Genomic DNA, 22,512 nt, shown 5'->3' with positions numbered 1-22,512 from the left:
GAGGTAGCCAGGTGCCGCGACTTGACCTGGGTCACTTGGCCTATATGATTATCCAAATTCATATAGGAAATCATGACCACCCTCCAGAACTGCCCCGAGAGAAGAAATCCATGCCTTCCATCACCTCCATCAAGACGCAGGACGTCCGTTTCCCCACGTCCCTGGAACTCGACGGTTCCGACGCGGTCAACGTTGACCCCGACTACTCCGCCGCCTATGTCGTCATCCGCACGGACGCGGGCGACGAAGGCCACGGCTTCGTGTTCAGCTGCGGCCGCGGCAACGAGATCCTGACCGCCGCGATCGACGCCTACGCCAGTCTGTTGATCGGCAGGGACATCGACGAACTGATCTATGACCTTGGCGGCGCATCCAAGCGCCTCATCCACGACTCCCAGCTGCGCTGGCTCGGACCGGAGAAGGGCGTGACGCAGATGGCGTGCGGCGCCCTGGTCAGCGCCCTCTGGGACATCCGGGCCCGCCGCGAGAACAAGCCGCTCTGGCTCCTGCTGAGCGAAATGACCCCCGAGGAGGTCGTGGCCGTGGTGGACTTCACCCACATCCGCGACGCACTTAGCCCGCAGGAGGCACTGGACATCCTGCGCGCGGGCCAGGACGGCAAGGCAGGCCGCATCGCCGCACTCAAGGCCGACGGGTTCCCAGCCTACACCACCTCGCCCGGCTGGCTGGGCTACAGCGACGAGAAGCTCGTGCGGCTGAGCCGGGAAGCAGCTGCTGACGGCTTCTCGATGATCAAGCTCAAAGTGGGCGGCGACATCAACGATGACCGCCGCCGCATGGCCCTGGCCCGCGAAGCAGTGGGCAATCTCCCCATCGCCATCGACGCCAACCAGCGCTGGGAGGTTTCCGAGGCCATCGAATGGGTCAACCAGCTTGCGGAATTCAACCCGTACTGGATCGAAGAGCCCACGAGCACCGACGACATCCTGGGCCACGCCGGCATCCGCAAGGGAGTTTCCCCCGTGCGCGTCGCGACCGGCGAGGCAGTGGCCAGCCGCATCGTGTTCAAGCAACTCCTCCAGGCCGGCGCCATCGACGTCCTCCAGCTCGACTCCACCCGCGTGGGGGGCGTCAACGAAAACATCGCGAACCTCCTGCTCGCGGCCAAGTTCGGCGTCCCCGTCTGCCCGCATGCCGGGGGCGTAGGGCTCTGCGAACTGGTCCAACACTTCTCCTTCTTCGACTACGCCGCCGTCAGCGGGAGCCAGGAAGGCCGCATGATCGAGTACGTCGACCATCTCCACGAGCACTTCGCCGAACCTGTGCGGATCGTCAACGGCCGCTACGCTGCACCGAAGCTCCCGGGCACGGGCGCCGAAATGTTCAGCGCTTCACGCGCCCGCTGGGAATTCCCCGCAGGCGCAGGCTGGCAGGAAGTGGGCAACCGCGCTGCCGTCACCGGTGGATCCCTGACCTCCGCTGGAGCCGGCCGATGACCGCCGCGGCAGAAACAACCGTCCGGGAGGCCGGCGTCGGACGGGCCATGATGGGGGAGGCCACCGGCGTCGAACAGCTCAAGGCAACCCTTGAAATGGCGCAGGCCGCCTTTGAAGAAGGCCGGACAGCGGCTCCCGCCAAGCGCGCCGACTGGCTCGAGGCCATCGCCGCAGGGCTGGAATGGGACGCCGCGGCGCTCGTGGAGATCGCCGCCCGCGAGACCCACCTGGGCACACCGCGCCTCGAGGGTGAGCTGAAGCGCACGATCTTCCAACTCCTGCTCTTCGCGGCGGAAATCCGCCGGGGTGAACACTATGACGCCACGATCGACCACACGGATCCGGCCTGGGGGATGGGTCCCCGGCCGGACCTCCGGCGCTACAACGTGCCGCTCGGCGTGGTGGGCGTCTTCGGCGCCTCCAACTTCCCCTTCGCGTTCAGCGTGATGGGCGGCGACAGTGCCTCCGCGCTGGCGGCCGGCTGCGCCGTCGTGCACAAGGCGCACGACGCGCACCGCGAACTCGCCGCCCGAACGGCGGAAACGGTGACCGCCGCGCTGAACGCAGCCGGGGCGCCGTCGGGCCTGTTCGCGCTCGTGACCGGACGCCAGGCCGGCGAGGCGCTCGTGGAGCATCCACTCGTCAAGGCCATCGGTTTCACGGGCTCGACGGCGGGCGGCCGGGCGCTGCTCGACCGGGTCGCCGCGCGGCCCGAACCAATCCCCTTCTTCGGGGAGCTGGGCGGCATCAACGCCGTTTTCGTCACCCGGAAGGCGTGGTCGGCGCGCCGCAAGGAAATCCTCACCGGCTACGCCGGCTCCTTCACCCTGGGGATGGGCCAGTTCTGCACCAAGCCGGGACTCCTGTTCGTCCCCGCCGGGGAGACGGCGGAGACCGGTGCTGAACTCGCGAACGCGCTCGCGGATTTCACGCCTGCGCCGCTGCTGAGCGAGCGGCTGCACGGCGGCTACGCCGACGCGGTCCGGCGACTCCAGGAGACGGAGGGCGTGGACGTGCTCTTGGAGGGCGACTTCGCCGCGTCACCCGCCCCGACGGTCCTGCACAGCACCGCCGATGCGGTGCGCAAGGATCCCGACATCCTGCGCCAGGAAATGTTCGGCCCGGCAAGCCTCGTGGTCGAATACGGCGACGAGTCGGAACTCGCCCGACTGGCTGAACTGTTGGAGGGGCAGCTGACCACCACGCTGCAGGCCGAGGAGGACGACGATGTGGCCGGGCTCGCAGCACGGTTGGCCGACATCAGCGGCCGTCTCCTGTGGAACGGCTGGCCCACCGGCGTCACCGTCAGCTATGCGCAGCACCACGGCGGCCCGTACCCGGCCACGACATCGGCCACCACTTCCGTGGGAACTGCCGCCATCCGCCGCTTCCTGCGGCCCGTCGCCTACCAGTCGTTCCCCGCCTCGCGGCTTCCTGAACCCCTGCAGGACGGCAACCCCTGGGGCGTCCCGCAAAGGGTCGACGGCGTCTGGCACCGTCCGACGGCGGACGGCAACCGGAAAGGCATCAGCGAGGTCACCGCCGGCCAAGAGGGTCAGCTATGACGGCCCTCATGAGCGACTCAGCTGCGTCGGTTCTGCCGGAGGACGCGGAGCGGGCACTGCTCATCGGCCGTCTTTGGGACGTCGAAACGGGCGGTCCTCGCGTCATTGCGGTCAGCGGAGACGCAGTGTTCGACCTGCATCGTCTGGCTCGCACGGTCTCGGAACTGCTCGAGCTGCCGGACCCGGCCGGCGCCGTCCGCACCGCGCTCCAGGATCCGGAAATGGCCGAACCGCGGTGGGCGGCCGCCGACGTCGTGAGCGCCTCCCTGACAGGTGACGCCGACCGCCCGCACCTGCTGGCACCGGTTGACCTTCAGGTCATCAAGGCCTGCGGCGTGACGTTTGCCGACAGCATGATCGAGCGTGTGATTGAGGAGCGCTGTGCCGGCAACGCCGGGCGGGCGGCCGAAATGCGGAGGCTGGTTGCCCGGGCCCTTGGCGGGACCATCGGCGCGGTTCGCCCCGGATCCCCTGAGGCCGCAGAGGCCAAACGCGTGCTGATGGACGAGGGCCTGTGGTCGCAGTACCTGGAGGTGGGTATCGGGCCTGATCCCGAGGTCTTCACCAAGGCTCCGGTGCTGTCCTCGGTGGGGCTCGGCGCCGGCGTCGGCATCCCGTCCTTCTCCTCGTGGAACAATCCGGAACCGGAGTTGGTCCTCGTCGTCACGTCTCAGGGCAAGGTTGTGGGCGCCACGCTCGGCAACGACGTCAACCTCCGGGACGTGGAAGGCCGCAGCGCCCTGCTGCTCGGCAAGGCGAAGGACAACAACGCCTCCAGCGCCCTGGGTCCGCTGATCCGGCTGTTCGACGGTGAATTCACCTTGGATACCCTCCGCGAGGAGGAGATCCTGCTCCGCGTCGAGGGACCTGACGGCTACCAGCTGGAAGGGCGCAATACGGTGGCGCGGATCAGCCGGCCTTTCGAGGAACTGGTGGCCGCCACCCACGGCCGGCACCACCAGTACCCGGACGGCTTCGCCCTGTTCACCGGGACCCTGTTCGCGCCGACCCAGGACCGGGACGAACCCGGGCAGGGGTTCACGCACAAGCACGGCGACGTGGTCACCATCCGCAGCCGCCACCTCGGCGCCCTCATCAACCGGGTGGGCGCCTCGGAGGAACTGCCGGAGTGGACGTTCGGCCTGCGGCAGCTCTTTGGCTACCTCGAGGCACAGCGCCGTGAGCACGCGGGAGCCGCGCTGCGCTAGCCGGGATCGGTTTTCCGGAGCCGGGGAGGGCGTAAACGGACCTCCCCGGCTCCGGTACAGGTTCTCAGCCCTTGACCCTCGCGCTGGGCCCAGGGATCGGTGCTGACGGTTTGGCCCCGGCAGCTAGTTCGGCATGGTGCAGTGCGGACTCCAGCCGCGCCACGGCGGGCGGGTAGCCGGGGTCGCCGAGGGTCCTCAGCAGCTCCGCCTCCCGCATGGCCCTGATAAACGCGGCGGTTTCCGGGCGGGCCACGTCCCCCATGGCCGGGAAATCGATGGCCAGTGCGGGGTCCAGTTCATAGCGCTGCCAGCGCTTCAGCACCGCATCATGAAGCACGACGGCGGCCTGCCGGGCCGGCAGTTCATCGCGCTGCCGGCGACGTGAGGTGAACCAGCCCAGCACCTGGGGGCTGTTCCGGTACGCAGCGACGCCGCTGGCGCCGGCCACGGCCGTCAAGACCAGTCCGGCGAGCGGTGAGGTCACAGCCGGGATCACGAGCGCCGGGAAAATCACGGCTGCACCGAAGAACAGGTCCCAGAACAGCGGATCCGAACTGTCGCCGTCGGACGTCCCGGCATGATGCCGGACGACCAAGACGGTGCACGCAACCGCGGCGGCAAGCACGGCACCCCAAAGGACAAGCTGCAGCGCCCAAAGCGGGACGGCGTCGGTTACGGCGGGCACTCCACCACCTCCAGACAACAGGCCCGGTAATCCGGGCTCCACTTAAATTGCATCCCCTGACGAGCCGCCGGTCAATGGGCCCCCGGCCGCGGTGCCCGCGGATCAGGAAGCGCGCCCCAGGTGCGGGACCGGCCGGCGGAAACGGTTTGCACCGGACGGCGCTCGGCGTAGCCTTGGCGGCATGCGACTCAAAATGTGCAGTATCCATGTCCAGGACCCGGCAGCCGCCCACTCCTTCTACACTGGGACCCTCGGCTTCGAGACGCTCATGGCCATGCCCGAGCACAATCTCTTCATCGTGAAGGACCCCGGTGCGGCCGGCACTGTGGGACTGCTGCTGGAGCCGAGCGACAATCCCATCGCGGCCGCCTACATGAACGGACTTCACGACGCCGGGTTCCCGGCGATCGTCTTCGGTGTCCCCGATGTGAAGGCCGAGTATGACCGGCTGACCGGCGCGGGCGTCCGCTTCCAGGGTGAGCCGTCGGAGGATCCGTCCGGGATCTCCGCCGTCTTCGACGACGGCTGCGGCAACTTCGTCCAGCTGCACCAGGACTGAACGCTGTTCGCTGTATGACTGTGGGCCCAACCGGGGAGGGAGCTGAATGGACGCCGTCGACGCCCTGAACGAGATCGCGTTCTGGCTCGAGCGCAGCGCTGCGGCAACGTTCAAGGTCCAGGCATTCCGCAAAGCCGCTGGCATCATAGCGGACCTCGCCCCTGACGAGGTGGCGGAGCGTGCCCGCGACGGCAGGCTGAAGCGGACCAAGGGCATCGGCGACACGACATTCCAGGTCATCCTGCAGGCAGTGGACGGAGCCGTGCCCGACTACCTGGAAAAGCTGAGGCAGAAGGGTGCCGAACCCCTCGCCGCCGGCGGCAACGGCCTGCGGCCCCTGCTCCGGGGCGACCTGCACAGCCACAGCAACTGGTCCGACGGCGGATCGTCCATTGACCTCATGGCTGACGCCGCCCGGGTCCTGGGCCGCGAGTACCTTGCCCTGACGGACCACTCCCCGAACCTCACGATCGCGAACGGGCTGAGCGCCGAGCGCCTCGGCCAACAGCTGGAGGCCGTGGCCGCCGTGAACGGGATCCGGGCCACCGGGGCCTCCGGCAATCAGGACTCCGGCGATCAGAAGTCAGGGGAGTTCAGGCTGCTGGCCGGCATCGAGGTGGACATCCTGGAAAACGGGGAGCTGGATCAGTCTCCGGAAATGCTGGACCGGCTCGATGTGGTGGTTGCCAGCGTGCACTCCAAGCTCCGCTCTGACCGCCGCACCATGACGGAGAGGATGCTCGGCGGCATCCGCGACCCGCACACCAATGTGCTGGGACACTGCACGGGGCGGCTGCTGCAGGGCTCGCGCGGAACCCGCCCGGAGTCGGAATTCGATGCCGAGCGGGTGTTTGCGGCGTGCGCGGACGCCGGCGTCGCCGTCGAAATCAATTCCCGGCCGGAGCGGCAGGATCCTCCCGACAACCTGATGCAGCTGGCGCTGGATGCAGGGTGCCTGTTCAGCATCGACAGCGACGCGCATGCGCCCGGCCAGCTGGACTTCCTGCAGTACGGCGCCGAGCGGGCCGAACGGAACGGGGTGCCGGCAGACAGGATCATCACCACGTGGCCCCTGGACCGGCTGTTGGAATGGCTGAAAGCCGGGAATTAACGCCCGGGGCGCCCTCCCGCACCTCCAACTACTAAGTAGGGTGACTATTTGGTTGCCGAGTGGTAAACCTTAAATTGTTCCGCTGAGGAACCCCGGCGGGCCCTTCCCAGAGCGAGGTGCACATGACTGCCATGAATCCTGCCAATCATCTCGACGAGCTGGGCCAGCGAACACTGCGCCGGGTGCGCGGACGCCTGATGCCGCTTGTCGTCCTGCTCTACTTCATCGCCTATCTCGACCGGAACAACGTGGGTTTCGCCAAGCTGACCATGAGCGAGGACATCGGCCTCAGCGCTTCGGCGTACGGCCTCGGCGCAGGCATCTTCTTCCTGGGCTACGCCCTGCTGGAAATCCCGAGCAACGGAGGCATGTACAAATTCGGCGCCCGGAAGTGGATTGCCCGCATCCTGATCTCGTGGGGCATCTTCGCCACGGCGATGGCCCTGGTGAACGGCGAAGTGACCTTCTACATTGTCCGGTTCCTGCTGGGTGCGGCCGAGGCAGGCTTCTTCCCGGCCATCCTCTTCTACCTGACCCTGTGGTTCCCGGCGGCGCAGCGCGTCACCGTGCTGGGCATCTTCATCCTCGCCCAGCCGATCTCCAACGCCCTCGGTGCCCCCGTCTCGGGCCTGCTGCTCCAGATGGAGGGCATCATGGGCCTGCACGGCTGGCAGTGGCTCTACATCATCGAAGGCATCCCGGCCGTCCTCCTTGGCCTGCTCACCCCGATCCTCATGACGGACCGCCCAAGCCATGCACATTGGCTGAAAGACGATGAGCGCGAATGGCTGACCAAGACCATGGATGATGAGCTTGCCCACAAGCAGAAGGGCCAGCCGCACCACTTCCTCGCCGGCCTGAAGGACCCCCGGACTGTTGCCTACTCGGCGCTGTACTTCGGCCTGGTCTGCGGTATCTACGGTCTCGGCCTCTGGATGCCGACGATCGTTGCCGCCCTGGGCAAGTTCAGCACCACGGAAGTGGGCTTCATCGTTGCCATCCCGTACACCATCGCGGCCGTCTTCGTATACTTCTGGGGCAGGCGCTCCGACCGTACCGGCAACCGGGTCATGCATGCCAGCATCAGCATGATCATGGCGGCCATTGGCCTGCTGGCTGCCGGTTTCCTCGTGCAGGTCAACGCGGTTCTCGCGCTGGTTGCGCTGACGCTGGCGGCCATGGGCATTTACTCCGCCATTGCCCCGTTCCTCGCGATGCCGTCGACGGCACTGGTGGGTGCGGCTGCGGCAGCCGGGTTGGCCATGGTGAATTCGCTCGGCAACCTGGGCGGTTTCGTGGCTCCTTACGCCGTGGGGCTGTTCAATGACGCCACGGGCGACAACCGCTCCGGCCTCGTGTTCCTGGCCGCGTGCCTCGGCATCACGGCGGTGGCGACCTATCTCTATGCACACAAGCGGCCCGAGGGCCATGTGAAGCCGGGGACGCCGGCAACTGTTGGCGAGGAAGCCGTTGCCGCTGACGAGTTCGACATCAAGGGCTGACCAAGCAGGCGACGAGAGGCAGCGGACATGGCGCACCACGAAACGTTTCCGGCCGAGCGGACCGCGGTGCTGACCGGCGCCGCGTCTCCGCGCGGCATCGGACGGGCGACGGCGGAAATGCTCGCCAGCGCCGGCTGGGCGGTCGCGATTCTGGATATCGACGGCGACGCTGCCCGGAAGGCAGGGGAGGAGATTGCCGCCGTCTACGGCGTCCCGGCCACGGGTGTGGGCGCGGACGTCTCAGACCAGGCGACCGTGAACGCCGCCATCGACGAGATTGAATCCACCATGCCGCCGATTATCGGCCTCGCCAACCTCGCCGGCATCAGTTCGCCCACCGAGTTCATGGATGAGACAGTCGAAGGCTGGGAGCGGGTTTTCAAGATCAACATGACCGGAACGTTCCTGGTGACCCAGCGTGTGCTCCGGGGAATGATCGAGCGGAAGCTCGGCAGAATTGTCAGTGTCTCGTCCATCTCCGCGCAGCGAGGAGGCGGCACCTACTCGAAGGTCGCGTACAGCGCCTCGAAGGCCGCCATCATCGGCTTTACCCGGGCGTTGGCCCGGGAAATGGGCCAATACGGCATCACCGTCAACTGTGTGGCTCCCGGTCCCGTGGACACGGACATCATGGGCGGAACGCTGACCGATGAACGCAAGGCCGCCATGGCTGCCGACATCCTGGTGGGCCGGGTGGGCACGGCGCGGGACATCGCCGCGCTGATGGTGTTCCTGATGGGCGAGGACGCCGGCTACATCACGGCAGCGACGTACGACATCAACGGAGGTCTGCAGATTTCATGACCGGCCCTTGCCCGACTGGGCGTTCTGGACCGGGCATTCCTGACCGGGCAAGCCGGGGAGGCTGCTAGCCCTCACACTCCGAGCAGTACTTGTTGCCGTCCTTTTCCCGTGCGAGCTGGCTGCGGTGGTGGACAAGGAAGCAGGACATACAGGTGAACTCGTCGTCCTGCACCGGGATGACCTGGATGAGCAGCTCTTCGTGGGAGAGGTCGGCGCCGGGAAGGTCGATGCCCTCTGCGGTGTCGGCTTCCTCGACGTCCAGCAGGGCAGTCTGGGATCCGCCGCGCTGGGACTGCATCGCTTCGATCGATTCGGTTCCCGGCTGTTCGTCCTGGCTGACGCGGGGTGCGTCGTAGTCGGTTGCCATGGTGGTTTCACTCCTTCGCATGAGCGCCGGGATGGCACTCAATCGCAGGGGTCAACTCTACCCGCCGGCAAAGTATTCCCGGGACGGCGAAGAGGGCTACTCCGCCTTTGCGCGGGCCTTCTTCGCGTCCTTCTTCGCCGCCTCTTCCTTGACGCGCTGCGCCTCGGCCCGGACGGCGGCGTGGGTGGCGCGTTCGGCGACGAGCCACGCCGGGGGAGCCTGCAGCAGCGCGGTGATTTCCGCCGTCGTCAGCGCTTCTTCGACGCCGCCGCGGGCCAGGCCGCTGATGGAGACGTTCAGCTTCTGCGCCACCACCGGGCGGGGGTGCGGACCGTTGCGGCGCAGTTCGGCCAGCCACTCCGGCGGGTTGGCCTGGAGTTCGGCGAACTCCGCGCGGGTGATGGTCGAATCCTGGAACTCCTGCGGTGTCGCGGGCAGGTAGATGCCAAGTTTCTTGGCAACGGTGGCCGGCTTCATGGACTGGGAGTTAGCAGAGGTCATGGTTCAAGGGTATCCGGCTGCCAGCCCGACGTGCACCAATGGTGGCCGGCACCATTGGGCCAAAAGGGCGGCAGCGGCAGACCGGCGCAGCGGCTCTGGCGGTACTGTGAACGTGTGCCCGCTGAAGATGAAACCCCGTTAGTCCCTGCTCCGCCCGAACCCGAGCAGCGGGAGCTTCGTTTCGCGTACGTCCCGGGCGTCACCCCGGGGAAGTGGATCCGGCGCTGGGAAGAGCGGATGCCGCATGTTCCGCTGCACTCGTTCATGTCCGACGGCGGCACACAGCTTTCCGTCCTGCGCGACGGTTCCGCGGACCTCAGTTTCGTCCGCCTGCCCGTGGAGCGCGAGGGCCTGAACGTTATTCCCCTGTATGAGGAACAGCCTGTGGTCGTGGCACCCAAGGGCCACGAGATCTCGGTGTTCGAGGAAGTCGCACTCGAGGATCTCGCCGCGGAAACCTTCCTCGACGCCGACGGGCTCGGCGGGCCTGAAATGGCACTGCAGGTGGTGGCCTCAGGCGCGGGCCTGCTGATTCTTCCCATGTCCGTGGCCCGGCATTTCAACGTCAAGGACACGGTGGCACGCCGGCTCACCGGTGCGCCGACCACTGAAATTGCCCTGGCCTGGCCCAGCGACGCCACTGATGAGGTGATCGAGGAATTCATCGGCATTGTCCGCGGGCGCACCGCCCAGAGCTCCCGGCAACCCTCCGCCCAGCTGGAGAAGCCGAAGAAGGAACCCAAGCCGGACCGCCGGGGCACGGCCGCCAAGAAACCCAAGGTGGCCCAGCGCTACGCCCCGAACCCGGACAAAGGCCGAGGCCGGGGTTCACGTAAAAAGGGCAGGCGCTAGGTCGTTCGGGTTACCGCCGGGCCTCGCGTCGTCCAGCATCATGGCCCAAAAGGTCCGGACGGGAGCGTTGATGTTTACGCTGTAATTCAGCTTTTTCATTGGCGGATTCTACCTCCGGCCCTGAAACAGCGACGGGTCCAAACCACCAATTCGGGTGGGTTGGGATCGCCCTGTGACTTTCTGCCCCAAGGTTTTCAGAAGTCCCGGGGCGCACGATGGCCGTGGTTCTACCCACATACCGACGGTTGAGATATGAAGCGCGCATCGAACCCCACTCTCCGGGACGTCGCCATCAAGGCCGGGGTCTCCCTGACGACGGTCTCCTACGTGTTGTCCGGCAGGAACACCGGCACCACCAGGATCAGCCAGCCCACGCACGCTCGGGTGCTCGCCGCCGCCGCTGATCTCGGCTACGTGCCGAACCAGGCAGCCCGCGGAATGCGGCTGGGCCGGACCGAGATGGTGGCCGTTGCCATCGGCGATCTTGAGTGGGCACCGGACCGGGCGCTGGCTACTGCCGCCGCCGCCATCCTCCCGAAGCACGGTTACCAGGCTGTCATCATGCTGGGGCAGGCATGGCGGCAGTTCATGCTTTCGGGCGGCGCGGACGGAATCATCGTGGGAGACATTCCGCCGCACGCCTCCGAGGACAGCACCATCACAGAGCTCGCCAGGCGCGGCGTCGCGCAGGTGGTCATTTCGGCTGCCATGCAGCCCGCCGGGTTCGACGTGCTGGTCCCCGGTGTTGTTGATCCGGCGTCACCCGCCGCGGGCGCGGACTCCATTCCCGAACTCGCCGTGCACATGCTCGTGGAACGGCTGGTCGGGAATGCGCCCGCGGACGGCGTGCGCGTGGCGGTACCAAGGAGGCTGACGCTGCGCGGCACTTCCCTGGACGCTTACCGCGAGTCTCCCTCCGCCGTCGGCTCCTTCTCATGGATCGACCGCACCTAAGCGTGAACGGGCCAGCGCGAACAGGCAGATAATGCCGCCAAAATGCGACGGAGAGGGCATTAGCTGCCTGTTCGCGCCTGGTCCATCGTGAACCCACACTGGCACCGGTAGGTGACGGGCCGTTGAGCTGCCTGCCGGCCGCCGCTTGTACTGATGGAATATCCGCCAACCTGCAGGGGCTGGCGAGGGGACACTTCATCCGGATCCACGAGCTCCATCGGCCTGCGGCAGTGCAGGCGGGAGCTGAGGGTCCGCAGCAGCCCGGCATCAAGAATCGTGCCGGCATCCATAGCTGTGCTGTCCATAGCTGTGCTGTCAATGGAGACCAGACCGGCGTCGAGGCCGGCGGGGTCCGCACCCGCCGGAGGAATCTTCGCTACAGCATTGGGTCGCTCTTCGAGGGTAATCATGGTCGTTCCTTTGGGCTTTTCACGGAGCTGCCGCCATGGCGAGCCCCGCCGCGAACTGCTTGCGGGAGTTATGCTTACTTTGCAAGCAAAGCATGCTTACTATTTCTGGCGCAAACTTGGCGGGGTCCCGGACGGCCCTAGAAGTCGATCCGCATCACCGCCCGCCGAGGTGTTGGCCTGCTGACTTCGGAGAACCCCGCGTCGGCGAAGATGCTGCGGCTGCCGACGTAGAGCTCGCCCCAGGTGAACTCCTGTCCCGGCTTGGGCACCAGTGGATAGCCCTCGATGGCACGGGCGCCGCGTTCGCGTGCGAAGTCCACCGCCGCCCGTGCCAGCGTCCGGCTGACACCGCGCCGCCGGAAGCCGTTGCGGGTGACGAAGCACGTCACGGCCCAGACGGCGTCATCGGTTCTGTCTTCATCCCGGCCGGCCCACGGGACGCGCATGCCCAAGAGGCGCACATAGGCCGTCCGCGGTTCCACTGCACACCAGCCCGCCGGCTCGCCACCCAAATAGGCAACCAGGCCGCTCGTCGCGGTGCTCCCGGGATTTCCGCAGCCGGTCTGCTCCCGCAGGCGCTCGGCGAGTTCCTCCACGGGAGTTGAGCGCCAGTCCTTATCCCGGATCTTGAACCATTGGCATTGGCATCTGGAGGCCTCGCCGCGTGCGCCCATGACGGTCTGAAGGTCTTCCCAGGACGCTTCATTGGCCGGAACCACCCGGATCCCGGCTTCCCCCGGACCTGCCATGTGCCGCGACACCGCCCCTCCCAATGCGGCCGCCTCCGTGCAGCGGATGGTCACGACGTTGCCAGCGCGGCACCCGGACGTCAATGACCTCGCGGCCAGGAATTCCGAATTGAACGGCAGGCCGGCAAATGCAAAAAGAGCCGGCGCCCCGCTGCCCCCAAGGCAGCGGAACACCGGCTCTTTCGGCGGGCCGTTAGGCTCCGGCGCGCACGAAGGTGACCGGACCGGTGGCGGTCAGCCAGGACAGCGGGTGAACCACAGTCTCGTTGGCGCCGTTCATGCCGCCGCTGAGGACCTTGCCGTTGCCCACGAAGATTCCCACGTGGCCGGACTGGACCACCATGTCGCCGGGCTGCGGTGTTGAGACGACCTTGCCATGGTCCATGAACTGCATCGGGGCCAGGTCGCCGACCGGAATGCCCGAGGCGCCCAGGGCTTTTTCCACCATGGCGGTGCAGTCCTGGGTGATGCCGAGCTGCGCGTAAGCGGAGGAAACCATGGACGCATTCACGCTGCCGGCTGCTGCCGCGGGCGCAGGAGCTTTGGCGGGTGCCGGTGCGGCCTGGACGGTGATCTTGGGTGCCGGTGCAGCAGCAGGCGCCGGTGCGGCGGCAGGAGCCAGGGCCTCTTCGGCCGGTTCTTCAACCACGGGTGCTTCCACCACGGGCGCCGGCGAGGACTTCACGGTGGGACGCTCGAAGTCGATCCGCACGCTGGCGTCCGCACTCAGCGGAGCCTGTACCTGGCTGGCGGCTTCCGGGGCGGCGGCCGGGGCTGCCTCCTTCTTTGCGGAGGCGGTGGCGGCGTTGGCCGCCATGCTGCCGGTGAAGGCGAGCCCCGATGCTGCGAGGATGACGGCGGCCTGCCGTCCCAGTCCTCCGGCATTGGCCGTGACGGCGCGGGAGGCGGAAGCGAAGGGGTTTGAACGGCCGGCCGCTGCGCGGCGGGCACGGGTAATGCGTGACGACATGAAGGAGCCTCTCCCGATGCCTGCGAGGTGAGCTGTCGGATTCGGATGGGAGACACCCGGCCGCTGCGGCCCCGGACGGATCCAGGATCTGCGCGGCTTCACCCCAAGGCCTGCTTCAAGCGGGCCGAAATTGGTTTCCCCGTCTCTGCCGGACATGGTCTGCGGACGAATCCCGGGCTGCGGCAGAGTTAGGCATTCAGCGCGGGAGCGCCCCCCTCGGTGAAGAAGGCACGTTTTCCACGGTACGGGAGGCCTCGCTAAAGTCACATTAAGGTAACGGGAAGGGCACGTAACGGTAACGGTGCACACCGCAGCTGTTCGAGCCGGCGCGGAAGCGGCCCCCTACTGCTTGGTCTGGCGGTACCGCTCGATCTGTTTCAGCCGCCGCAGGAGGCTGTCGCGCCGCGGGTGCGGAACGGCGTCGGGCGCCTCTGCCGTGAGGTCGATGTGTTTGGTGCCGTACTGCCAGAGGAGGAGGTCATCCAGCAGCCGGTCCGGGCCGGGGGAGTAGCGGTGGTCCAGGGCCTTGCGGACCTCGGTGATCCGGTTGGCGCTGAGCAGCCCGGCGAGCTGGACCGTCTGGTTCAGGCCGTGGGCTGCCATGAGTTCGGCGGCCCATCCCCAGTCATCGTCCACTTTGCGGTCCACGTGCGGCAGGAGCGTCCGCCAGACGTCACGGATGCGGTTGGGAGTGAGCTGCGCCGCGCCGTCACCGTCCATGTCCCAGTAGCCGCGGACCTCCTCATAGCGTTCGTGGAGGTCAGCGAAGGCGCTCTCCACCGTTTCGAGCATGGCCGCAGTCGCTGTGAACTGACGGTCGAAGTGCGGGGTCCATGCCCGCGGATCCTCGGCCTTGAACCGGATGTCGTGTTCGATCTCACTCCACGCGTGCGCAAACACGGTGCGGATCTGGCATTCGAAGAAGTAGCTGCCGTTGGGCTGCGCCTCGGGGTTGAAGACCTTCTGGTAGTCCTTGACGACCTCGTTCTGGATGGTCCGCAGAATCAGATGGCGGCTGGAGTAGCCGTACGTCCCGGATTCAATGGAGCCGATGTCCTTCTCGCGGTCACCCCGGCAGTCGAAAAGCTGGCGCTGGCGCTTGATGAGGTTGGCTACCATGGCGTTTTCGGCCGGAAGCTTGGTGATGACGCGGACGCCCACCATGTCATTGAGCGTGCGGAACGGATCGGGGAATTTCAGCACCCTGGGGCCGTCCGGTTCCAGCGGCTCCTCAGTCCGGGAGATTTTTTCCCGGAAAGAGTCCACTGTCTTGGTGCGGCCGGTGACGAACAGGGGTGTTACCTCGGTGTCCTTGAGCATGGTGCGGAGGATCAGCAGGACTTCCCGGGTCACGAGCTTCAGGGCAGGCCGGACCCGCTCATACAGTTCCACGTTTTCCTGCACGGAGTCGCGCTGAGTGACGTCCAGGCGATCCCAGTTGCTTGCCATGGTTCCAAACTATCAAGCGCTTGCGACAGCCGCCGGTGTGACACCGGTGCGGGCTACTGCCGGTCGTCCTCCCAGGGACGGCAGGGAGGGCACGGAAACCCGGCGGACTCGTCCCTTCCGCCCGGCGGGAGCGGCGTCACGGTAGGCTCGGGATATGGCTGATGTGCGCCGTCGGTCCCTGCTGTCCCACGGACTGCTGGGCGCCGCGGCAGTGGTGATGCCGGGGGTGCTGGTCGCCTCCTGCTCACCGGGACCCAAGGAGGATGCAGTGAAGCGGCAGAAGTACCAGTACGGTGACCACCCCAGCCAGTGGGGCGAGCTCTTTCTGCCGGAGGCGCCGTCGTCCTCATCCCGGAATGCCAGGCGTCCGGCACCGCGCGGCGTTGTAGTGGTCATCCATGGCGGCTACTGGCGCTCGCAGTACGGCGCCGAACTGGGCGAACCGCTGGCCAAGGACCTCGCTTCCCACGGAATGGCGGCGTGGAACCTGGAATACCGGCGGGCAGGCAACGGCGGCGGCTGGCCGCACACCTTCGAGGACGTGCTGGCCGGGATCGACAAGCTCCGGGAGGTCGCCGGAGAGCACGGACTTGATCTGACCCGGGTGGTGGCGCTGGGGCACTCCGCCGGCGGCCACCTGGCCGTCTGGGCTGCAGGCCGGGACCGGCTGGCAGGACTCGGCACCCCGGACGCCGACCGCCAGGTCCTCAGGAACCTCAACGGCGAGGCCGTGCGGATTACCGGGGTGGTCAGCCAGTCCGGGCTGCTCGACCTCGCCCAGGCCGAGTGGCTCGACCTTAGCAACGGGGCGGTGAGCAACCTGATGGGCGGCTCCGCCAAGAAGTATCCCAAGCGCCACAAGTACGCGGACCCCATGACCGCGGTGCCGCTGGACGTGCCGGTCTACGCGGTCCACGGACTCGAGGATGACTCCGTGCCGATGAGCCAGTCGGAGGCCTATGCCGCGGCCGCCCGCGCGGCAGGGGCACCGGTCCAGGTGGTCAAGGTCCCGGGGGACCACTTCGCGCTGATCGACCCGAAGGCCTCGTCCTACCGGAAGTGCCGTGAGCTCGTGCAGGAGCTGCTGGGGATCTAGGGGGTTTCGGGCGTGAACCGCCGGCCCCCGCCTGCCTTGTCCAGGATGATATCGATGGCTTGCCGGCCGTTGCTGAACCACGTCTCCCGCACATGAATCTGCTGAGAGTCCCTTCCGATGAGGATTACGAGGCCGTCGCGTCCCACGGACACGCCTACCAGGTCATCCCACGTGATGCTCGCGGTGTAGTCGGTGGCCAGCGTCACGCCCTTCTCGCCGACAAAGAGCTTGCTTCCGCCGGGGACGCCGGCGAAAGTGCCGCGCACACCGCGCCGGAACTCCTTGCCGCCCAGCCAGTCGACCGCCCGGTCGGTATCGGACTTGATGCTGGCATCTCCCGGGCGAGTCCCTTCCGGCATCCCGAAGATGACCGTCTCCTCCAACCGTTGCAAGGCTGCCTGGCACGCCGCCGGAGTGACGCCCTCCGCCAGCGCAAGCTTGTCCCCGGGTGCTACCGCCGCCCTGCCGAGCAGCTGCGACTCGGCCGCTGCCACGGCCACCTCAATGGCGGACATAGGATCTTCCAGGTATTCCTGCACCTCCGCTGCTTCGGTGCTCAGCTCCTCGGCGGTAGGGCCGTTCAGGCGCAGATCCCGGAGGATTTCCAGGAGGCCGAGCCGAACGTCCTCGGCATGCTGCATCGTCGGGTCTGACTCGAAACACAGCACTCCCCGGCGGTCGTCTTCGAAAAAATGAAGGCAGTCGATGTCGTAGATCCAGCCGTGCTCCTGCCGCAGGATGCGAAGAGCGCGCCGGCAGGCGATCCGTGACAGGGTCCTGGCGGCCTCCCGCCGCGCTTCAGTGTCGGCAGGAACTTCGAATGACAGGCCCAGCCGCGGTCCGCTATGTTCGAACCACATGGGCAAGGGTATGCGGAGAGGCTCCGCCGTGACCGGACGGCGGGCCGGTCCCGCGGGCAGTTCGAGCCGGAGGCCCCGGGGCGGAGCACCGTTCAGGGCGAGGGCGGCATTTCCAGACGTGAAATGGCTTCGCATGTGCTGCAGGACCTCGGCCGATTCTAGCGACTCCAGGGCGGGCGGTGACACATCGGCCAGGCCGAGGGACGACAGGCCGAAGCGGTGCCGGAGGTGTTCGGCGGATGCCGGCGGAACAGTGCCGGAACCCTCCGCTGTGAGTACCTTCTTCTCCACATCCAGCCTGCCGAGATCCGGGGCGGTCAGGGCGGAACAGGCCGCACTGAGAAAAGATCCCACGGACTCGGCCTTGCCGCTTGCCGTGAATGAGGTGAAGGTCAGCCCAACTCCCGCATTGTGGCTTTGGCGCAGATCGGGGATCGATGACATCGCCAGGTGTTCCACCAGGTGGGTGAGGCCGGTTGTCATGAAGGTCTCGTCCCTGACGCCGACGCGGAAGATCAGGTGTGCCGTCAGGGGTTGCGGCCCCTCCACCCAGAACACGGGAACTCCATCGATGTCCGTTCGTTGCAATGTCATGGGGTAGATAGTAAGTCCGCTGCAGGGAGTCGGCAGGCAGCGGCTCACCGTCCTGCAGGATGTGCTCCACCGGTCCCCGACCCACGGTCGGTAAGTACACTTACTGTTTATGTCTACGACGCACCTGCGGGTGCGCCCCCTTAATCGGAGGAACGTCCCTTGCCTGATCGCACTGCTCCGTGCCGCATCCCGCCTGCCGGCGCCGCCAGCCTCGCTTTGGGCGGGCGGTGGCGCCAGCATGTGGGACGCTTGTAGCGGGGGTTGGGGTAGTTTTGTATATTACGATCACCGGTTTCACTAGGAGATACAGATGGGTGAATCCAACAGGTGGTGGACAGCATGATTCGGCTCCGTAGATTGGCGCGTGCCGCATCCGTTTTGACCACCCCGTTGGCGCCGGAGGACATTCTCGCGCTTTTTAATCCAGTTTTTTCGGCCCGCCAGTTGCGCGGCGTGGTCACGAAGGTTGTTCCGGAGACGGCGGATTCCGCCACCATTCACTTCCATCCCGGCCGCGGCTGGAAGGCCCACAAGGCCGGGCAGTGGGCGCGGATCGGCGTGGAGCTCGACGGCGTGCGCCACTGGCGTTCGTACTCCCTCAGCGCCCCCGCCGGGGAGGACCCTGCCATCACGGTAAGCGACGTCGGTGCCGTTTCGAGCGTCCTGGTCCGGCAGACCCGGCCCGGCGACGTGCTGTTCCTGGCGCCGCCGCAGGGCGACTTTGTCCTGCCGGAGCATCCGCGGCCTCTTCTGATGCTGACCGCGGGCAGCGGCATCACCCCCGTCATGTCGATGATCCGCACCCTGGTACCGCACCGCCCGGACGCCGACGTCGTGCTCATTCACTCCGCCCGCACTCCAAACGACAGCATCTTCCATGAGGAGCTCTCCGAACTCGCGGACCAGTTCCCCAATTTCCGCGTCACCCACTGGTACACCGGCGAACGCGGACGGCTGGACTTCGGCTCCGCCGCCCAGCTGAATGAGCTCTGCCCGGACTGGCGGCAGCGCGCCGCGTATGCCTGCGGGCCGGAGGGCTTCCTGGACGACGCCGAGGCCCTGTGGTCCGCCGAGGCGGCGGCCCATGCGGAGGCAACGCCCGGTCCTTTCGCGGCCGACCCCATCAACCTGATCATCGAGCGCTTCAACACCAGCCTGGTCGGTGGAGCAGGGCACGACGGCGGACTGGTCACCTTTGAAGCCTCGGACCGGGAAGTGGAAGCGGACGGAAACACGCCGCTGCTGGATGTCGGCGAAGACGCCGGCGTCCTCATGCCCAGCGGCTGCCGCATGGGCATCTGCCACAGCTGCCTGACGCCGCTCCGTGCCGGCCATGTGCGTGACCTCCGCACCGGCGAGGTCCACGGCGAGCCGGGCCAACTAATCCAGACGTGTGTCTCGGCAGCCGCCGGGCCCGTTAACCTCGACATCTGAGGAGCAACACAGCATGACAGCAATATCTGACCGCACAGCCGTGAAATCGACGTCGATCAACGGACCGGCGGCAAAGCCCCGTCCGGGGGCCCTGGCCAAGTCGGGGAGCCCGCTCGTGCGCCCGCCGGCCGCCGCGCACCTGACTGACGAGCAGGTGGCCGAGCTCGGCCGCGAGCTGGACGCCATCAAGGATGACATCCTCGCCAAGCGCGGGGCGTCTGATGCCGCCTACATCCGGCGCGTCATCAAGATCCAGCGGGGTTTGGAGATCTCCGGCCGCGCCGCGCTCCTGATGGGCCGCAACAAGGCTGCCTGGGTCACCGGCACCACCCTGCTGAGCGTCGCCAAGATCCTGGAAAACATGGAGATCGGCCACAACATCCTGCACGGCCAGTGGGACTGGATGCGCGATCCCGACATCCACTCGACCACCTGGGAATGGGACTTCGTCACCCCGGCGCGGGCGTGGCAGCACACCCACAACGACCTCCACCACCGCTGGACCAACGTGGTGGGCAAGGACAACGACGTCGGATACAACCTCCTGCGCATGGACGCCGACCAGCCGTGGAAGCCGCACAACCTCGGCAACCCGCTGTACAACGCGATCCTGGCACCCATCTTCGAATGGGGAATCGCCATCTACGACCTCGAACTGGCAGAGTACCAGGAGGGGAAGAAGTCCAAGGAAGCCCTGAAGAAGGACCTCAAGGCGCTGGGCTTCAAGGCCCTCAAGCAGTTCACCAAGGACTACGCCGCCACTCCTGCCGTGGCCATGCTGACCGGTTCCGGCAAGCAGGCGCTCTATGGAACGCTGACCGCCAACGCCGTGCGCAACGTCTGGGCACACGCCGTGATCTTCTGCGGGCACTTCCCCGAGGGTGCGGACACCTTCACCGAGGAAATGGTGGAGGGCGAGACCCGCGGTGACTGGTACGTCCGGCAGATGATTGGCTCGGCCAACATCTCCGGTTCCAAGTTCATGCACCTCATGACCGGAAACCTGTCCCACCAGATCGAGCACCACCTCTTCCCCGACCTTCCCTCCAACCGGTACGCCGAAGTGGCGCCGAAGGTCCAGGAAATCTGCAAGCGCTACGGCCTCCCGTACACCACGGGGCCGCTGCTCAAGCAGGTGGGCTCCTCATGGGCCAAGGTCTTCAAGCTCGCATTGCCCGGCAAGGCGAAGTCCTAGCCAGCGTGACACAGTGCGGCGGCCCTTTCGGTCCGCCGCACTGTGCTGTACCCGGGCCAACTGTTCCCGGGCCAACTGGGCGCCCGGCGCCTTCTCTGGCAGAGTATGAAGATGCTCACAGTTATTGGCGAGGGCCTCGTTGACGTGGTCCAGCGCTCCTCCGGAATCGAAGCCCATGTGGGCGGCAGCCCGCTCAACGTCGCCGTGGGGCTCGCCCGGCTGGGCCATCCCGTGCAGTTCATTGGCCGTTACGGCCGCGACGCCTACGGTGATTCGGTGGCCGCCCATCTGAGGGCCAGCTCCGTTATGCTCCCGCAGGCCCCGGACGGCCTGCCTACCAGCGTCGCCACCGCTTTAATTGACGACGACGGCGCCGCCACCTACACGTTCGACCTCGCCTGGGAGCTTCCCGGCCTGACGGAACGCCTGCCCTTCATGCTGCAGGGCACCACCCTGCTGCACACCGGCTCCATTGCCACCATGCTGGCGCCGGGCGCCGCTGAGGTGCTGGCCGCCGTCGAGCATTCCCACCCGGCGGCGACCATCAGTTTCGATCCGAACTGCCGGCCCAGCATCATCAGCGATGTGGACTACGCGCGCCGCCAAGCGGAGAAGTTTGTGTCCCTCTCCGACATTGTTAAAGCGTCCGACGAGGACCTCGCCTGGCTGTATCCGGGCGTGGACGTGCTGGATTCCGCCCGCCGCTGGCTCTCGCTGGGCGGCTCGGAAGGGCCGGCCATGGTGGTGGTCACGCGCGGCGCCGAGGGACCCTGGGGCATCACTGCGGCCGGAGAGGCTGAGTTTACCGCTCCAGAGGTGGAGGTGGCGGACACGGTCGGGGCCGGCGACTCGTTCATGGCGGCATTGCTCTCCGGCGTGGTGGACCGCGGCCTGGACGGAGCCCAGAACCGCAAGGATCTGCGGGCTTTGCCGGCCGAGGGCCTCCGGGCACTCCTGGCTCACGCCTCCCGGGCCGCCGGGGTCACAGTCTCCCGCGCTGGCGCCAATCCGCCCACCCGGGCCGAACTTAATCGCGTCGAGGAAGAAGCACGGATCGAAGAACAAGCGCGCATCGACGAAGAAGCAGAGGAAGCAGAAGTTCCCACTATCTGAAAGGCCAGCCATGACAACCTCCGGTCCATTTTCAGACCTGCCGGACGTACCGTCGTTCGAGCTCACCAGCGAGTCCTTCCGGGACGGCGAAACCCTGCCTCCTGCCCAGCGCAGCGGCAGAATGCATGCCGGCGGACAGGACGAATCGCCGCAGCTGAGCTGGAGCGGGGGGCCCGCCGGGACGCGAGGGTACGCAGTCACCGCGTTTGATCGTGACGCCCCCGGCGCCGGCGGATTCTGGCACTGGGCAGCCCTGAACATTCCTGCAGACGTGACGTCGCTGCCGGAGGGTGCAGGGGCCGAGGGCGGACAGCAGCTTCCCGACGGTGTGGTGCAGCTGAAGAACGACGCCGGCTTCCGGGGCTACGTGGGTGCGGCACCGCCGCCCGGGCACGGCCGGCACCGGTACGTCTTCACGGTCTATGCCCTGGATGTGGAGGAGCTCGACACCCGCGCCGGTGCCCGACCGGCAAGCCTCGGATCAGAGCTGTCCAAGCACCTGCTCGGCACGGCAACGATGACCGGAGTCTTCAGCCGCTGAGCGGCGGAACCGCTGATCGAGCCTGAAACCGCTGATCGAGCCTGAAACCGCTGATCGAGCCTGTCGAGATCCACGCCGCCTTGGCATCAACTAGTTAATCGTTGTGCCTTCTCAGGGCTCTGTCGCACACTGGAAAAAAGTGTGAGAGGAGTATTTGTGGTGCGCAAGAGAACATGGATCATCGGAGCGGCAGTAGCCGGGCTGGCCCTCGGCGGCGCAACTGTTGCGGCTGCAGCTGTGAACCCGTTCGACGATGACGAGACCACTGACGGAAGCACTCAGAGCCCGCTTAGCCAGACCGACCGCGACAAGGCCATCCAGGCTGCGCTGGCCAAGGTCGGCCAAGGCACCGTGACAGAAGTGGAGCGGGACGAGAACCCTGCTTCCGCCTACGAAGTTGAAGTACGGCTGGCCGATGGCTCCGAAGTCGAAGTAGCGGTGGGCTCGGACTTCAAGGTCCTGAGCCAGCAGTCGGACGACTGACCGGAGGCTCCGGAAATGCAAGAAGGCGGGCTGATTGATCAGCCCGCCTTCTT

General features: G+C 66.8%; 24 protein-coding genes and 1 riboswitch. Of the genes, 15 read left to right on the top strand and 9 right to left on the bottom strand.

From position 1 onward, the window contains the following. The first annotated feature begins 110 nt into the window (after positions 1 to 110). From J7E80_RS13445 to J7E80_RS13435, 3 genes are read left to right on the top strand one after another with little or no spacing between them, the layout of a single operon-like run. Positions 111 to 1,457 carry an L-fuconate dehydratase gene (locus J7E80_RS13445; protein WP_215052324.1) on the top strand — a complete coding sequence of 449 codons (1,347 nt, stop codon included), beginning with the start codon at positions 111 to 113 and terminating at the stop codon, positions 1,455 to 1,457. Continuing rightward, entirely contained in the window at positions 1,454 to 3,022 is a 1,569-nt protein-coding gene (locus J7E80_RS13440; protein ID WP_396020775.1) for an aldehyde dehydrogenase (NADP(+)), read from the top strand. The genes J7E80_RS13445 and J7E80_RS13440 overlap by 4 nt, the downstream gene beginning before the upstream one ends. Positions 3,023 to 3,030: 8 nt before the next feature. Beyond that, complete coding sequence (locus tag J7E80_RS13435) at positions 3,031 to 4,230, top strand: fumarylacetoacetate hydrolase family protein (RefSeq protein WP_215052322.1); 1,200 nt, start codon at positions 3,031 to 3,033, stop codon at positions 4,228 to 4,230. A gap of 64 nt (positions 4,231 to 4,294) precedes the next feature. Here J7E80_RS13435 and J7E80_RS13430 read toward each other — a convergent pair whose 3' ends face one another. Next, positions 4,295 to 4,915, bottom strand: coding sequence for a hypothetical protein (locus J7E80_RS13430; RefSeq protein ID WP_215052320.1), 621 nt, complete (start codon positions 4,913 to 4,915; stop codon positions 4,295 to 4,297). Positions 4,916 to 5,096: 181 nt separating this feature from the next. Between J7E80_RS13430 and J7E80_RS13425 the strand changes: the two genes are divergently transcribed. The 4 genes from J7E80_RS13425 (at position 5,097) to J7E80_RS13410 (ending at position 8,891) form a co-directional block, all read left to right on the top strand. Then, entirely contained in the window at positions 5,097 to 5,474 is a 378-nt protein-coding gene (locus tag J7E80_RS13425; protein ID WP_215052318.1) for a VOC family protein, read from the top strand. A 46-nt stretch (positions 5,475 to 5,520) separates the two neighbouring features. After that, positions 5,521 to 6,585: a PHP domain-containing protein gene (locus tag J7E80_RS13420; RefSeq protein WP_215052316.1), complete on the top strand. Its 1,065-nt coding sequence runs from the start codon at positions 5,521 to 5,523 to the stop codon at positions 6,583 to 6,585. A gap of 122 nt (positions 6,586 to 6,707) precedes the next feature. Next, a complete protein-coding gene (locus J7E80_RS13415; RefSeq protein WP_215052314.1) occupies positions 6,708 to 8,087 on the top strand; it encodes an MFS transporter in 1,380 nt (459 codons plus the stop codon). 27 nt (positions 8,088 to 8,114) lie between these two features. Beyond that, a complete protein-coding gene (locus tag J7E80_RS13410) occupies positions 8,115 to 8,891 on the top strand; it encodes an SDR family NAD(P)-dependent oxidoreductase (protein ID WP_215052313.1) in 777 nt (258 codons plus the stop codon). Positions 8,892 to 8,955: 64 nt separating this feature from the next. On the opposite strand, the gene J7E80_RS13405 is transcribed toward J7E80_RS13410, so the two are convergent. Both J7E80_RS13405 and J7E80_RS13400 read right to left on the bottom strand, forming a co-directional pair. After that, positions 8,956 to 9,258 (bottom strand): DUF4193 domain-containing protein, encoded by a 303-nt coding sequence (locus tag J7E80_RS13405; protein ID WP_215052310.1) that lies wholly within the window; start codon positions 9,256 to 9,258, stop codon positions 8,956 to 8,958. A 96-nt stretch (positions 9,259 to 9,354) separates the two neighbouring features. Then, positions 9,355 to 9,759, bottom strand: coding sequence for a DUF5997 family protein (locus J7E80_RS13400; RefSeq protein ID WP_215052308.1), 405 nt, complete (start codon positions 9,757 to 9,759; stop codon positions 9,355 to 9,357). A 114-nt stretch (positions 9,760 to 9,873) separates the two neighbouring features. Here J7E80_RS13400 and J7E80_RS13395 point away from each other — a divergent pair, with 114 nt between their 5' ends. Next, on the top strand, positions 9,874 to 10,611 hold the full coding sequence (locus J7E80_RS13395; protein WP_215052306.1) for a LysR family transcriptional regulator substrate-binding protein: 738 nt from the start codon (positions 9,874 to 9,876) through the stop codon (positions 10,609 to 10,611). Here the strand turns inward: J7E80_RS13395 and J7E80_RS24315 are convergent. Next, positions 10,588 to 10,710, bottom strand: a complete 123-nt coding sequence (locus J7E80_RS24315) for a hypothetical protein (RefSeq protein WP_285291851.1) — start codon at positions 10,708 to 10,710, stop codon at positions 10,588 to 10,590. The two genes, J7E80_RS13395 and J7E80_RS24315, sit on opposite strands and share 24 nt — an antisense overlap. A 153-nt stretch (positions 10,711 to 10,863) precedes the next feature. Between J7E80_RS24315 and J7E80_RS24310 the strand changes: the two genes are divergently transcribed. After that, the gene (locus J7E80_RS24310) at positions 10,864 to 11,565 is read left to right on the top strand and encodes a LacI family DNA-binding transcriptional regulator (protein ID WP_215052304.1); all 702 of its coding nucleotides are present in this window, start codon (positions 10,864 to 10,866) and stop codon (positions 11,563 to 11,565) included. Between the two features lie 59 nt (positions 11,566 to 11,624). Here the strand turns inward: J7E80_RS24310 and J7E80_RS13385 are convergent, their stop codons facing one another. The 4 genes from J7E80_RS13385 to J7E80_RS13370 all read right to left on the bottom strand — a co-directional run bounded on the left by J7E80_RS13385 (position 11,625) and on the right by J7E80_RS13370 (position 15,143). Next, entirely contained in the window at positions 11,625 to 11,975 is a 351-nt protein-coding gene (locus J7E80_RS13385) for a hypothetical protein (protein ID WP_215052303.1), read from the bottom strand. 137 nt (positions 11,976 to 12,112) lie between these two features. Further along, entirely contained in the window at positions 12,113 to 12,724 is a 612-nt protein-coding gene (locus J7E80_RS13380; protein WP_215052301.1) for a GNAT family N-acetyltransferase, read from the bottom strand. A gap of 193 nt (positions 12,725 to 12,917) precedes the next feature. Next, a complete protein-coding gene (locus J7E80_RS13375) occupies positions 12,918 to 13,694 on the bottom strand; it encodes an NlpC/P60 family protein (RefSeq protein ID WP_215052299.1) in 777 nt (258 codons plus the stop codon). Between the two features lie 3 nt (positions 13,695 to 13,697). Next, positions 13,698 to 13,899: riboswitch (cyclic di-AMP (ydaO/yuaA leader) on the bottom strand. Positions 13,900 to 14,036: 137 nt separating this feature from the next. Beyond that, the gene (locus tag J7E80_RS13370) at positions 14,037 to 15,143 is read right to left on the bottom strand and encodes a GTP pyrophosphokinase family protein (protein WP_215052297.1); all 1,107 of its coding nucleotides are present in this window, start codon (positions 15,141 to 15,143) and stop codon (positions 14,037 to 14,039) included. 268 nt (positions 15,144 to 15,411) lie between these two features. Here J7E80_RS13370 and J7E80_RS13365 point away from each other — a divergent pair, with 268 nt between their 5' ends. Continuing rightward, complete coding sequence (locus tag J7E80_RS13365) at positions 15,412 to 16,239, top strand: alpha/beta hydrolase (protein WP_215052388.1); 828 nt, start codon at positions 15,412 to 15,414, stop codon at positions 16,237 to 16,239. Here the strand turns inward: J7E80_RS13365 and J7E80_RS13360 are convergent. Beyond that, positions 16,236 to 17,693, bottom strand: a complete 1,458-nt coding sequence (locus J7E80_RS13360) for an insulinase family protein (protein ID WP_215052295.1) — start codon at positions 17,691 to 17,693, stop codon at positions 16,236 to 16,238. The genes J7E80_RS13365 and J7E80_RS13360 overlap by 4 nt on opposite strands. A gap of 339 nt (positions 17,694 to 18,032) precedes the next feature. On the opposite strand from J7E80_RS13360, the gene J7E80_RS13355 reads away from it, so the two are divergent. From J7E80_RS13355 to J7E80_RS13335, 5 genes are all read left to right on the top strand, one after another. Further along, the gene (locus J7E80_RS13355) at positions 18,033 to 19,127 is read left to right on the top strand and encodes a ferredoxin reductase (protein ID WP_215052294.1); all 1,095 of its coding nucleotides are present in this window, start codon (positions 18,033 to 18,035) and stop codon (positions 19,125 to 19,127) included. 13 nt (positions 19,128 to 19,140) lie between these two features. After that, on the top strand, positions 19,141 to 20,322 hold the full coding sequence (locus J7E80_RS13350; protein WP_215052292.1) for an acyl-CoA desaturase: 1,182 nt from the start codon (positions 19,141 to 19,143) through the stop codon (positions 20,320 to 20,322). A gap of 111 nt (positions 20,323 to 20,433) precedes the next feature. Then, a complete protein-coding gene (locus J7E80_RS13345; protein ID WP_251036843.1) occupies positions 20,434 to 21,435 on the top strand; it encodes a carbohydrate kinase in 1,002 nt (333 codons plus the stop codon). Between the two features lie 10 nt (positions 21,436 to 21,445). Continuing rightward, positions 21,446 to 21,976, top strand: a complete 531-nt coding sequence (locus J7E80_RS13340; RefSeq protein ID WP_215052288.1) for a YbhB/YbcL family Raf kinase inhibitor-like protein — start codon at positions 21,446 to 21,448, stop codon at positions 21,974 to 21,976. Positions 21,977 to 22,135: 159 nt separating this feature from the next. Beyond that, positions 22,136 to 22,459, top strand: coding sequence for a PepSY domain-containing protein (locus J7E80_RS13335; RefSeq protein WP_215052287.1), 324 nt, complete (start codon positions 22,136 to 22,138; stop codon positions 22,457 to 22,459). Positions 22,460 to 22,512: the final 53 nt, after the last annotated feature.

The sequence above is a fragment of the Arthrobacter sp. ISL-28 genome (genome assembly GCF_018613875.1).
Lineage (GTDB): Bacteria > Actinomycetota > Actinomycetes > Actinomycetales > Micrococcaceae > Arthrobacter.
This window is presented reverse-complemented; position numbering and strand designations above follow the sequence as displayed.